The sequence below is a fragment of the Myxococcales bacterium genome (genome assembly GCA_016712525.1).
GTDB lineage: Bacteria > Myxococcota_A > Polyangia > Polyangiales > Polyangiaceae > JAAFHV01.
In genome coordinates, this window is record JADJQX010000007.1 from 2784323 (window position 1) to 2796386 (window position 12064).

Here is a 12064-nt window from a genome sequence, read left to right on the forward strand (position 1 = left end):
AGAAAAAGGCGCATTCCCAAGGTTTGGGCTTGGCGACCGTCGATGCGGCAACGTTCTTGTGAGTGAGGGAGGTGGTATCACCATCTCGCGATTGCGCAAGCCATGGTTTGGCCACCGTCGAGACGCGCCCCTATTTGAGCGGGTCGCGTGAGTCGCCCGAAGCTCGAGGTGGCGGCGCGCCGTACGCTCCGACAGGGCTCGGCGGGTGCATGGGCGCGGCGGCATCGGCCCGGCTCCCCGCGTCGGGAGCGGGGTTCGGTGGCGCGCCGTAGGGCATCACGATGCCCTTGGTCGAGTCCTGTGGCGGCTCGACCTTCGAGCAACCGCTCACCCCGGCGACCGCAACGATCGAGACCGCACCGAGGAAAATTTGAGCCCGGGTCGCGCCCTCGGCCATCGTGCGTGGAGCGACCGCCGGTCCGACGGGTCCGTGTCCGCAGAACGGGCAGAGAGGGTCGGTCGAGCGAACGTGCCGGGCGCAGGCCGCGCAGAGGGAGAGTGCCACCCGGGCGAGCGTAGCGCGCCCGCGCCGGGTCGAGTAGCTCTAGCTACGACTCCTCAGGGCCCGGTCTTCGCTCCGCCATCGGCCTCGACGGCCTGACCGTTCGGGGCGTCGACATCGTGAGCGTCGGCCGGGCGCTGCGGAGGCTGCGGGCCGCCGTAACACGCGACCATCGCCGCCGAGAACGCCGTGACCCCACCGAACGCGAGCACGGCGCGACCGATCCGACCGAAGGAATCGGCGGCCGCCGTCGCGCCTTCCGCCACCATCGTGGTGCCGCAGTAGGGGCAGCTCTCCGAGCGCACGTGACGCTCGCAACCCGCGCAGACCCGGAGGCTCATCGGCCACCGTCCGGCGGAGGGGCGCCGTAGGGAGGGACCGCCCCCGCATCGGGTGGAGGCGGAGGTGCACCGTACGCAGCCACAGGGCCACCGTCGGGGCCCGGGGTCGCGTCGGGGACGGCGGCATCCACCGGGACCGGCGCGCCGTAGACGGGAGCAGCCGTCGCCGTGGGGCTCGTGCCCGCGTCTTGCCCGGTAGTCTCGCCTCCGCACGCGACGGCGGCCGTGACCAACGTGGCGGCTCCGAAGACCATCGCCGCTCGCGTCGCACGCGAGTGCGGGACGGGCAGCGCGGCGGTCTCCGTCGTGCCGCAGAACGGGCACGTGGCTTCTCGAACGTGGCGGCTACACGCCGCGCAGAGGCGAAGGCTCATGCGTTCTATGATGCGGGCCTCCCATGGGCCACGTCGAGGCGAAACGAACGCCGTCAGAATCCCGAGCGAAACAAGCTACTTACGAAACGTGAAGTAGGCCGCTCCCACCAAACAGACGGCCGCCGCAGCGTGGTTCCACGAGAGCTTCTCTTTCATCCACAGCGTGGCGAACACACCGAAGACCGCGAGCGAGATCACCTCCTGGGTGACCTTCAGCTCGACGAGCGAGAGCCTGCCGTACCCGAGGCGATTGGCTGGCACGGCGAAGCAGTACTCGAAGAACGCGATGCCCCAGCTCGTGACGACGGCGACCCACAGCGGCGACGCCGCCTGGTGCCGGAGGTGGCGATACCAAGCGAAGGTCATGAACACGTTCGAGACCACGAGGAGGAGGACCGTAGGCACGCGCGGTCTCTACACCGCGGCGCCAAGAGCCGCAAAGCCCCTCCGCGAGCTCACACGACGCCGTGGAACACACGCTCGAACGGGGCATAACGTGCCCGGAGCTCGTCGGTGACGGCGGCGGGCAGAGGGCCCCTTGCGACGAGCTCGGCGGCGCGGACGATGGCGTCGGCGCGGGTCGTCCCCACGAGCGTGCAATGCACCTCCGGGAGGAACGACGCGAAGCGCAGGAAGAGCTCGTCGTCCGCGAAGGTCATGGGGGCGGAGCCGAAGAGGGCATCGTAGCGACGTACATACTCGGCGATGTCGTCACGCCCGTCGGGGTTGCCCCGCCACGGGGCATTCGCCAGGGCCCGCTTCGCAATGACACCGAGACCGGCCCCTCGCACGGCGTCGAGGCCGCTCCGGTCGAGGCAGCTCACCGAGCACTCCACGACGTCGAACGCCCCCGAGCGGACGGCAGCGACGAGCCCCGCGCCATCGCCCGAGTATCCGAACGCCCTTATTTTTCCAGCCTGTTTGGCGTCCATGAGGGCGCGAAGGAGGCCCTCGTCGGCGAGCCGGTCCTCCGAGCACGAGTGGAGCAGCGCCACGTCGAGGACGTCGACGCCCAACGTGGCGAGCGCCTGGTCGACGCCGAGGGAGAGGCACGCGGGGGTCCAGTCGGGCACCCCGGCTACACCGTAACCGAGCTTGGTCACGACGATCACCCCGGCACGCGACGAGGACGAGCCCCGGAGGAACCGCCCGATGCGTGCCTCCGAGAGCCCGTAGCTCGGGGCCGTGTCGAAGAGGGTGAGCCCCTGCTCGAGAGCTACCCTCAAGAGCCGTTCGGCGTCCTCGTCCGAGAGACGCGCGTCGCCCAAGGGGCCGCAGCCGAGCCCCACGAGAGGCACGGAGATCCCGGTCCTGCCGAGCGCACGTGGGCTCATCGCGAGAGCACCACCACACCGTACGCGCCGAGCGCGATGGGCAACGTGAAGGGCTTTTGGTCGTAGGGCTGCGCGAGCGCCGTGATGGGAGCGACGCTCGCGTCGGCGAAGTCCGAGCCGTACGCCGCGCGGTCGCTCGTGAGGCGAACACGGTAGACCCCGCCGTCACGCACGCCGAAGTCGTACCGTGCGTAGGCGCGGTTCCTGAGGTTCACGGCGACGAGCACGTCCTCCCCGGAGGCGCCGTGGCGCCGGTAGACGAGCACCTTGGCCGCGTCGTTGCGGTGCAGGATCTCGACCCCCGCCTCGGCGAGCCCACCGGCCTTCCCGGCCGTATTTTTTCGGAGCGCCACGAGATCCTTGTAGAACGCACGCACCTTTTCGCCCTCCGGAGAGCGCGGAGCGAGCGTCACGGGCGGGTCGGTGAACGTACCGAGCGCCAGGCCCTCCTGACCTTGGAACAGCATCGGAACCCCGGGCGCCGTGAAGAGGAGCGCCGCCCCGAGCATCGAGCGGCGACGCGCGGCGAAGCTCTCGGGATTGTCCGGATCGACGCGGTTCGGGAAGCGCCGGCCCCCGTTGCCGACCGTGTCGTGCGTCTCCGTGAAGAGCACACGCGCGAAGCCGTCGCCGTCGTAGCCGCCCCGCAAGATGCTCTCGAGCAGGCCGAGGTCCCGCCCGTCGTCCGACGCGGGCTCGAGCACCTTCATCACGTCGTAGCCGAAGCCGTCCCACTGGGCGTCGAACCCGAAGCCCCCTCGCGAGACGGGGCGTGTGAGCTCGGCGAACCCCTTGAGGTCCTCGGCGGTCGTGGTGGCGCCTTTCTGCCGCGCGACCTCGTTCTGGGCCACGAGCAGCTCTTTCCCGCCGGGGGTCGTGCCTTGGCCGTCGATGCCGCGCACGTTCGACGTCGAGTCCCAGCGGAACCCGTCCCCGTGAAATTCGTCGATGAACGCGCGGGTCGCGTCGACGAACATGGCCCGCACCGCAGGCTCGTCGAACTTCGGTCGAGGCCCCCACGGGGTGCTCGCGTACGCGCCCGGGCCGAAATAGTAGACCCCGGCGGAGCCACCCGGGCACACGCCGTCGAAGCAGCGGAGCGGGGCCTCGCGCCACCCGTCGTGGTGGTTCACGACCGCGTCGAGCCACACCGCCATCCCCTTCGCGTGCGCGGCATCGACGAGCGCGCGGAGCTCGTCGGCCGTGCCGTACGAGCTCTTGGGCGCGAAGTGGAGGTGCGGGTTGTATCCCCACCCGTTCGGGTTCCCACCGAACTCGAACACGGGCATGAGCTCGAGCACGTTCACGCCGAGGTCGGCGAGATCGTCGAGGCGAGCCTTGGTCGAGGCGAACGTTCCATGGCCCTTCGCAGGGTCCCGCGAGAAGCTCCCGACGTGCATCTCGTAGACGATCTGCGTGCTCTTCGGTGGCCGCACGAAGGCGCCATCGGTCCACGAAAACGCGAATGGATCCGTAACGATACAGCTCACGCGGTCGGCGCCCCGCTGGCGGCAGTACGGGTCGAGGCGCGTGAGCTCTCCGGCGGGCGTCGCGAGCACGAAGCGGTAGCTCTGGCCGATCTTCGCGCCGGAGACCTCGCCGGCGAAGAGGCCGTCGTTCTCCTTCGCGAGTGCGACGCGCCCCATGTCCCCGTCCACGAACGCGAGTGTGGCCGCGGGGGCCCACACGCGGAAGAGCACGCCCTTGTCGGTGACGTGGGCGCCTGGCCCCGCCGTGGACCTCGGGGGCCTCGCGTCGGGAGCGCCGGCGTCCTTCGGCGGCTCGGACGTGACGACGCTGGTCGCCGAGGGACGTGGGTCGGGAGACTCGGAGGACCCTTGCGACTGCGCGACCGCCCCACACGCGACCGCCCACGCGGCGACGACGAAGACAGGCACGACGGGAGCCGACGAGAGCGCCCGGCGGGACGAGCGTCGGGGGCGTTCCGGAGCGTTCATGGGCCGAACCCTACGCGAGCCTTCGCCGGAGCGCTTTCGGGAGGCCGTCAAAAACTATCGCGGTTCCAGCGCCCCCCCTCGGTGGGTCGGCCACCGCGGAGCGTCGCCCTCGTGTAGCCTTCGGGCGTGGCCGAGCGCGAACCCGGGGTCTCGACGTCGAAGCTCGTGGGCTTCGGGGCGCTCTATTTCGCCCAGGGCATCCCGCTCGGGATCGCGGCCGAGTATCTGCCCGTCGCGCTCCGCCAGAGCCACGCGTCGTACAGCCTCATCGCGGCGGTGAGCTGGCTCCAGCTCCCGTGGGCGCTGAAGGTGCTCTGGGCGCGCGCGGGAGATCTCCCTTCGGTGCGTGCGAAGGCGCGGAGGCTCGTCCTCCTCTTGCAGCTCGGGCTCGCGGCCATCGTCGCGACCTACGCCGCAGCTCCGCTCGCCAGCTCGCGGGCCCTGTGGTTCACGCTCACCGCGCTCGCGGCCCTCTTCGCCGCGACCCAAGACGTGCTCGTCGACGGGCTCGCGGTGCGCTCCCTCGGAAAAGAGGAGCGCGGTCTCGGAAACGTCGCGCAGGTAGGCGCCTACCGGCTGGGCATGGTCTTCGGCGGGGCTGGGCTGCTCGTGCTCGGCGCGAAGCTCGGCGAACGATGGGCGATCGTGGCGCTCGCGGCCTCCATCGCCGTCGGGAGCGCGGGGGTCGTCCTTATCGGGGAGCCACGCATCGGTCCCGACGCGACGCCGGCCGACACCGAAGCGAAGGGGGCCCGCAGGAGGAGCCTCGCGGACGAGATACGGCTCACCGGTCGCACGCTCGCCTCCATGCTCCACCGTGACGTGCGCGCCGTGCTGGCCGTGGCGTTCTTCTACAAGCTCGGACTCCACACGGCGTCGACGCTCTTGAAGCCCGTGCTCGTCGACGGCGGTTGGTCGAAGGAGCGCATCGGGACGCTCGCCGTGACGGTGGGCACGCTCGCGGGCGTCGCGGGCTCGATGGCCGGTGGGCTGCTCCACAAAAAGGCTGGCGATCGCGGCGGCCTTACGATCGCGGCCGTCCTCCAAGCGCTCGCGTGCGCGCCGCTCTTCTTCGTCCCGGGGAGCACCGACGAGACGGCCCGGGTCACGGTCGCCCTCGCGGTCGAGCACGCCGCGAGCGGCCTCGGCACCACCGTGCTCTTCGCGGCGCTCATGGGCGCGACGAACCCGAGGCATGCCTCCCTCCAGTACACGGTGCTCTCCACGGCCAACGCGCTCTCCCTCGCGGTGGCGGGCGCGCTCGGCGCAGCCATCGCCGACGTGTCGAGCCCCCGTTGGTCGTTCGCGCTCGGCGCGGCGCTCTCGCTCGGCTCGCTCGCGCTCGTCCCGGCCTTCACCGGCGCCGCGCGCGCGCTCCACGAGGGGCGAGAGCTTCCACCCTGACGTTCGGACGATGGCCTCCCAGCCCAACCTCGACGCCAAAGCAACCCAAGCATAACCCATGGAAATAAAAGTCGATTCGGCTACCGCGACCGCCCTCGAGGTCCCCCTCCGCGAGCCGTTCACCATCGCGACGGCGCGCATGGAGACGACCCGAGCCGCCCTCTTCCGCATTCGCGCGGGCGAGACGTTGGGGATCGGAGAGGCCGCGTGCCTCTACCCCGTGACCGAAGAGGACATGCCCGACGTGCTCGCGCTCGCGGCCCGTTCGTTCCGAGCGCTCGAGGGGCGCACCGTCGCACGCATCGCGGACTGCCGGGATCTCGCGTACGAGGTCTCCGAGCGCTCCAAGGTCACGGCATCGGCGCTCGAGTGTGCCCTCCTCGACGCCCTCGCGCGCTCACGCGGAGCCTCGATCGCCGACCTCTTCGGGGTCCGCTCTTTCGCCTCCCGCATCGAGAGCGACATCACGATCCCGATCGCCGAGGCCACGGAGATGCTCCGCGTGGGCGAGGTGTGGCACGCCCAAGGGTTTCGCGCGTTCAAGGCCAAGGTCGGACGCGACGTCGATCGCGAGACGCGTGCACTCTGCACGATGCACGAACGTCTGCCGGGCCTCCGTTTTCGGCTCGACGCGAACGCCGGGTTCTCGGCCGAGGACGCGCTCGCGATGCTCCGTGGCCTCCGTCGGCACGGCGCGATCGTCGAGTGCTTCGAGCAGCCTTGCGCTCGCGAGGACGTGGACGGCATGGCGAAGGTCGTGCGCGACGGCGCGGTCGACGTCGTGGCCGACGAGTCTCTCCGTGGGCCCGACGATCTCGCGGAGCTCGTCCGGGCGCGCGCGGCCACGTCGGTGAACCTGAAGATCGTGAAGCTCGGGGGCTTCGCGGCGTCGCTCGAGCTCGGCACGGAGGCGATCCGGCGCGGCCTCGGCGTCATGGTGGGCGGCATGGTGGAGACCCGCCTCGGCATGACGTGCGCGACGATGCTCGCCGCGTGCCTCCCCAAGCTCACCTACGCCGACCTCGACACGGCCTGGCTCCTCGCGTCCGACCCGTTCGTCGGAGGGTTCGCCTCGGACGGGCCCATCATCACGCCGCTCGTGGGCCTCGGCTTCGGCGTGACGACCGCATAGGGCCGCTAAGTCGCGCGCAACGAAGGCCCATTTCGAGTACCGTTTCGGCCCTCATGCTCCCCTCGGTGTCTCGCTCCTACTCCGCCTCGGCCCTCGCGCTCGGCCTCCTCGCAAGCTCGCTCGCCCTCCCCGTCCCCGCGTTCGCCCAGAGCGCGCCTCCCCCCGCTCCCGGCGACACGGCCGCTCCGAGCGCGCCCGAAGATCCGGCCCCCCCGGCAACGCCCGCACCCCCGAGCAGCCCTCCGCCGATCGCGCCCCCCGACGAGCCCGCCCCCGCGCCCATCGTCGCCCCTCCCCCTCCGGCCGAGGAGGAGGAGCCCGAGCCGAGGATGAGCGAAGGGCGCGCGATCGTGGTCGCGTGGAACACGGGGTTCCAGTGGGGCCTCGCGCCGGGTGTCGTCTTCGCGTCCGGCCGGGCGGGCTTCTCTCTGGGAGTGCGCCTCGGCTACGGCATCGACACGGGCACGGTCATCGTCGTGCCGGGTGTGCGGCTCTCGGCCACGTTCCTCGACCCGAACATTTACCAGGGCATGCCCGTGGGCAAGCTGGTGCTCCCCATCGACCGGTTCGCGCCGTTCGTCGAAGGCGGCGCCGGGCTCGGCCACATCGCCGGGAGCGGCTCCCCTTCTGCCACTGGCGCAGCGCTTTATGTCGGCGGCGGATTCATGATCCACTTCACGCGATCGTTTGCGCTCGGCGCTGAGGCGAGCTACCAGACCATCACGGGCACGGGGTTCAAGGGCTTCGGGGTCGGCCCGATCATCGCGTTCGCGTTCTGATCTCCCTCGGCGAGAGGAGCACGCGGAACGCGACGGGTCGACAAGCGCCCCTCTCGTGTGTCACGCTCCGCGCATGAGCTCACGCACCCGGGGGGGCGTGCTCGCCGTGGTGCTCTCCGCGCTCGGTGCGTGCTCCACCCCCGCCACCGATTCGAACGATGGCGGCTCGACGGTCGACGCCACCCCGGCCACGTCGGTCACCGGGACCGCCGTCCCCCTCCCCGACGCGTCCGTGACGCCTCCGGCCGACGCCACGCCACCTTCCGACGCGACCTCCCCGGACGCGAGCGACGGAGGCCCCGACGACGGGGGCCTCGTGACCGACGCGGCGAGCGACGCGGGCGGCCCCGTCCCCGTGCGGCCCGGTGTCGACGGGATCCTCCGAGGGACCGTGACGAGCGTGACCTACGAGCACCGCTGGAACGGCGCGCTGCGCGCCGGGAACGCGAATTGCCCCGCGAACGCCTCCATCGTCGACGGAGGCGGCGTCATGTGCTGCGTGTGGTCACGGGCCTTCGTCGCGACGCAGGCGGTGAACATCCCCATCACCTTCGACCTCACGACCCGCACGGGCACGCTCGCCGGCTCGCCGATCGGGACGTACTCGGGCCCCACCCCTCCCGACGCGAACGGCACGGTCGAGTACCTCATCAACCCGTCCTCGAGCCACCGCACGAAGGCGTGGGACGCGTCGAACGCCATGGGAGAGCTCTTGGGCGAGAGCGCCGCGCTCGTCGCCGAGTCCCGCGCGTTCCCGGCGTTGAACCTCGTCTACGAGGTCGTCATGTCGCTGTCGGCGGCGCGCGTCTCGTGGAACGCCACGACCTCGGCGTTCCGCATCTACGAGACGCACCCGCTCGTGTCCCTCCCGACCGGGCGCTGCGGGAACCAGAGCTCCGCGGGGCGCCTGGCCTACGATCTCCGTAGCCCCTGAGCCGCGGCTCCGGAGCGAGCCTCCCTCGGCGACCCGCACCCCACTCCGACCAGGGCCCCGCGCCCTCGGGACGCGGAACGTGGCGCCGCGAGACGTGACAACTCGACTGTCCATTGACTTACGCGTCGCGACAACATGCGATTTGTCTTGAGATACGAGTGTTCATCTGGGAGGCTGACTCTATCGGGTTCCTCAGGGGGTGCGACGAAATCGAGCTTCGGCCCATGGGCCAAAGAGCGGCGCGCGGGTCTACCCCCTCCCCCCGCGCACCCGGAAGGCTTCGGTCGTCGTCCCCTCCCTTTCTACCGGCGACCGAGGCCTTCCACCTTTTGTCGGTCCGCATCTTCCACCGTGAGGCGAAGATTGCGGGCTCACCCGAAGAAAGCGCGCGACCCAAACGTCCGGCGCCCGCCCCGTCTACTGTGGCAACGTGCGGCTCTCCACCTTCGCCTCGCTCTTCGCGCTCGCGGCCGTCGTCGCCACCCCCGGATGCGCGGCCACCCCACCACCTCCCGCTCCCCCCCGCGAGCTCCCCCCGGTGTCCGACGCGGGAACGACGGACGCGCTCCCCGAGGCTTCGCCCACGAGCGTCGGGCCGAGCGCCGAGGAGCGCGCGTACCAAGCCGAGCTCGAGCTCCGCGACCGGCTCGCCGATCGACGCATCACGTTCGCGGAGAAGGGCCAGCCACCCCCCAAACACCCGTTTCGCGTGCCGGCCAAGGGCCCCTTCCCGAAGCGCGAGGCCGTCGCACGCGCGGAGCTACTTACCTTCCGGCGGAGCACCGTCCCGGGCTGCTCGAACAAGCCCGTCACGCCGAACGGCGCGTATTGCCCCGACGTGGTCGCCCCGGTCGCCGCGGCGACGGTGGAGGAGCTCGAGGCGCTCGTGCCCATCGCGCAGGGCAAGCTCGGAGATCGCGTCTACGTCGGGCCGAACGGACAGAAGCGCGTCTCTCGGGCCATCGTGCGGTGCGGTGGCTTCGATCCTCACCACGCCGTCCTCTTCTACGACCGTGACGGTCGCGTGCTCGGCACGATCGTCGTCTGTTTCACCTGCCACGAGTGGCTCGTCACGCCGGGGAACGACGAGACCGGCGGCGACACGCCATCGGTCATGAGCGTCGCCGAGCGGCAGAAGCTCCAGGACATCTTCGAGGCGCACGAGCTGGGCGCGCGCCTCTTCGGGGACGACGACTACGCCGACCGCGTGCACGCCTACGAACGACGAATCTACGGCACGCGTCTCCTGCCCACCGCGGCGGGGCTCGAACGACGGAGGCTGCGGCTCCTCCCGGGCAGCGGCGTCCCGAAGGACCGCCCCATGCGCGACCTCGGGAAGGACGACCGAACGAAGCTCTGCGAGTTCTTCGGGACCGAGGTCCGCCCGCGCCACGGCGGCGCAGGCTACGAGTGCTTGAACGGCGCGAGGTTCTCGGTCGACGCGGATCCGGCGACGTGCGCGAAGGCGCCTTGGACGTGCGCGGCGACCGTCGGAGAGATCGAGACATGCCTCAGCGTGTTCCACGAGCCGAACGACCTGTGCGGCGAGACGAAGCCCGAGTGCAAAGCCGTGCTCCGCTGCCTGCCCGGCCTCCGCGTCTTCGAGCCGTGAGCTGCCGCGAGCGCCCTGGAGAGGTGGATAGGGAAGGGGCGGCGCGGAGGGGCCTTGACGCGGGGGCTCCCACGACCTACTGGTTCAACCACTCAATGACTCCACCAAAACAATCGCATGTCTCGTGGCGGGCCCTCGGCACGGTCGCCATGGCCCTGGCCGGCGCGCTCGGCGCGTGCGGCGGGCCGGAAGAGTGCGAGCCGAGCACCTTCGGCGTCCAGTGCCGGGGCCCGGCGACGGCCACCTGCTCGCCGAGGCCAGAGCGCTACGGCGGCGGCGCGGTCGTCGACACCCAGGGTTGCCACGAGACGATGGCGTGCAGCGAGACCTACGGCGCCCGGGCCGCGGTGTGCATGCCGGCCACGTCTTCCGTGTGCCGACGCGACCCCCTGCGCGCCCTCGCGAAGGACGCGCCCGTCGCGGTCTCGCGCGATGGAAAACACGTCGCGGTCGCCTCCGGCAAGGCCATCGAGGTCTTCGCCTACCCGAGCGGCCCGGCGGTCCGCCTCGACGTGACCGACGCGCCGACCGCGATGCTGTTCGCCGACATGAACGGGGACGGAGAGCCCGACCTCGTGCTCGGCGCGGAGAGCGGCACCTGGGTCTCGCTCCGAAAGGGTCCCGAGCTTTTGCCCCCCACCCTCGTCGCAAACGAGAGCACACTTCACGCCGCTGGCGACTTGGACGGCGACGGCCTCGACGACGTCGTGGTCAGCCGCGCCTACGATCTCAAGGTGGTCTTCGGGGGGCCCGAGCGCCGCACGTTGCCGCTCGACGTGAGGACCCTCGGGCCCGTCGTCGCCGTGGGCGACGTCAGCGGCGACGGGAAGCCGGAGCTCGTGGTGGTAGGCGTGGGCGAACGGCTCGGCATGAAGCTCTCCGTGCTCTCGTTCGCGAGCGATCGGAGCGCGCGCTCGTGGGCCGTTCCCATCGGCGAAACGGCGAGCTCGGGGAGCATCAACGGGGTCACCATCTACGGCTCCCCGAGCGCGCTCGCGCTGTCGGACATGGACGGCGACGGCGTCGCCGACGCGGTCGTGGGCAGCTTGGGTAAGAACCTCGCGGTCTTCCGCGGCGGCGAGGCGGGCTTCGGGCGGGGGCCCGAGGGCCTCACGTTGGCCGAGCCCTCCGCGCTCGCGGCCCTCGCGGGCGGCGGCGTCGTCGCATCCCTCGCGCGCACGCCCGTCGTCGCCGTAATCCCACGCCTCGACGCGCAGGTGCTCTACCGATCCGCGCCGTCCCTCGAAGAGGCCGCGAGGCCCATCCCGGCGCCACGAGGCGCGCCTCCCCTCTTCCGCACGGCGACGGCCCTCGTGGGCGACTGCACGGCGCCATGATCTCCGCGCGAGCGGCTGCCGCGCGCGCCTTGGGGAGGAGGCGGGACGACGCGTCGTCGTCGGGCCGCCGATCCGATCCGAGGCCGAAAAAACCAAACGGGCCGAGCACCGAAGCACTCGACCCGCTTGTTTTACTGCATTCTTGTAGGCGCGATTGGGGTTGAACCAACGACCCCTACCGTGTCAAGGTAGTGCTCTACCACTGAGCTACGCGCCTGGAAGAGGCCCCGAGAAGTACGCCTCTTCGGCCCTTTCGTCAAGAGCGAAAAACACGAGCCGGTCGGTTCACGTAAGCACGCGATAGAAGGCCCCTTTTGTGCCTCGATCGCGGCACTTTCGGGGCGCTCGGCTCCGTGC

12 protein-coding genes and 1 tRNA gene are annotated in these 12064 nt (G+C 71.0%); 6 read left to right on the forward strand and 7 right to left on the reverse strand.

What is annotated here, in order from left to right:
- Window positions 1-130: 130 nt before the first annotated feature.
- The 6 genes from IPK71_28840 to IPK71_28865 form a co-directional block, all read right to left on the reverse strand.
- Entirely contained in the window at window positions 131-505 is a 375-nt protein-coding gene (locus IPK71_28840; GenBank protein ID MBK8217753.1) for a hypothetical protein, read from the reverse strand.
- Window positions 506-558: 53 nt separating this feature from the next.
- The gene (locus IPK71_28845; GenBank protein MBK8217754.1) at window positions 559-843 is read right to left on the reverse strand and encodes a hypothetical protein; all 285 of its coding nucleotides are present in this window, start codon (window positions 841-843) and stop codon (window positions 559-561) included.
- Window positions 840-1217 carry a hypothetical protein gene (locus IPK71_28850; GenBank protein MBK8217755.1) on the reverse strand — a complete coding sequence of 126 codons (378 nt, stop codon included), beginning with the start codon at window positions 1215-1217 and terminating at the stop codon, window positions 840-842. The genes IPK71_28845 and IPK71_28850 overlap by 4 nt, the downstream gene beginning before the upstream one ends.
- A gap of 75 nt (window positions 1218-1292) precedes the next feature.
- Window positions 1293-1622 (reverse strand): DMT family protein, encoded by a 330-nt coding sequence (locus tag IPK71_28855; protein ID MBK8217756.1) that lies wholly within the window; start codon window positions 1620-1622, stop codon window positions 1293-1295.
- 50 nt (window positions 1623-1672) lie between these two features.
- The gene (locus tag IPK71_28860) at window positions 1673-2551 is read right to left on the reverse strand and encodes an aldo/keto reductase (GenBank protein ID MBK8217757.1); all 879 of its coding nucleotides are present in this window, start codon (window positions 2549-2551) and stop codon (window positions 1673-1675) included.
- Window positions 2548-4509, reverse strand: a complete 1962-nt coding sequence (locus IPK71_28865) for an alpha amylase C-terminal domain-containing protein (GenBank protein MBK8217758.1) — start codon at window positions 4507-4509, stop codon at window positions 2548-2550. Before IPK71_28865 ends, IPK71_28860 begins: the two co-directional genes overlap by 4 nt.
- 126 nt (window positions 4510-4635) lie before the next feature.
- Between IPK71_28865 and IPK71_28870 the strand changes: the two genes are divergently transcribed.
- The 6 genes from IPK71_28870 to IPK71_28895 all read left to right on the forward strand — a co-directional run bounded on the left by IPK71_28870 (window position 4636) and on the right by IPK71_28895 (window position 11707).
- On the forward strand, window positions 4636-5913 hold the full coding sequence (locus tag IPK71_28870; GenBank protein MBK8217759.1) for an MFS transporter: 1278 nt from the start codon (window positions 4636-4638) through the stop codon (window positions 5911-5913).
- Window positions 5914-5971: 58 nt separating this feature from the next.
- On the forward strand, window positions 5972-7045 hold the full coding sequence (locus IPK71_28875; GenBank protein ID MBK8217760.1) for a hypothetical protein: 1074 nt from the start codon (window positions 5972-5974) through the stop codon (window positions 7043-7045).
- Between the two features lie 65 nt (window positions 7046-7110).
- The gene (locus IPK71_28880) at window positions 7111-7824 is read left to right on the forward strand and encodes a hypothetical protein (protein ID MBK8217761.1); all 714 of its coding nucleotides are present in this window, start codon (window positions 7111-7113) and stop codon (window positions 7822-7824) included.
- A gap of 73 nt (window positions 7825-7897) precedes the next feature.
- On the forward strand, window positions 7898-8758 hold the full coding sequence (locus IPK71_28885; protein MBK8217762.1) for a hypothetical protein: 861 nt from the start codon (window positions 7898-7900) through the stop codon (window positions 8756-8758).
- 430 nt (window positions 8759-9188) lie between these two features.
- Window positions 9189-10370: a hypothetical protein gene (locus IPK71_28890; protein ID MBK8217763.1), complete on the forward strand. Its 1182-nt coding sequence runs from the start codon at window positions 9189-9191 to the stop codon at window positions 10368-10370.
- A 149-nt stretch (window positions 10371-10519) separates the two neighbouring features.
- Window positions 10520-11707 (forward strand): hypothetical protein, encoded by a 1188-nt coding sequence (locus tag IPK71_28895; protein MBK8217764.1) that lies wholly within the window; start codon window positions 10520-10522, stop codon window positions 11705-11707.
- Between the two features lie 145 nt (window positions 11708-11852).
- On the opposite strand, the gene IPK71_28900 is transcribed toward IPK71_28895, so the two are convergent.
- Window positions 11853-11924: transfer RNA gene (locus tag IPK71_28900), tRNA-Val, on the reverse strand.
- Window positions 11925-12064 lie beyond the last annotated feature (140 nt).

Excerpts from the sequence above, each read along its gene's own strand:
- IPK71_28885 (MBK8217762.1), top strand. The coding sequence starts at position 7,898 with ATGAGCTCACGCACCCGGGGGGGCGTGCTCGCCGTGGTGCTCTCCGCG.
- IPK71_28860 (MBK8217757.1), bottom strand. The coding sequence starts at position 2,551 with ATGAGCCCACGTGCGCTCGGCAGGACCGGGATCTCCGTGCCTCTCGTG.
- IPK71_28845 (MBK8217754.1), bottom strand. The coding sequence starts at position 843 with ATGAGCCTCCGGGTCTGCGCGGGTTGCGAGCGTCACGTGCGCTCGGAG.
- IPK71_28850 (MBK8217755.1), bottom strand. The coding sequence starts at position 1,217 with ATGAGCCTTCGCCTCTGCGCGGCGTGTAGCCGCCACGTTCGAGAAGCC.
- IPK71_28865 (MBK8217758.1), bottom strand. The coding sequence starts at position 4,509 with ATGAACGCTCCGGAACGCCCCCGACGCTCGTCCCGCCGGGCGCTCTCG.
- IPK71_28895 (MBK8217764.1), top strand. The coding sequence starts at position 10,520 with ATGGCCCTGGCCGGCGCGCTCGGCGCGTGCGGCGGGCCGGAAGAGTGC.
- IPK71_28875 (MBK8217760.1), top strand. The coding sequence starts at position 5,972 with ATGGAAATAAAAGTCGATTCGGCTACCGCGACCGCCCTCGAGGTCCCC.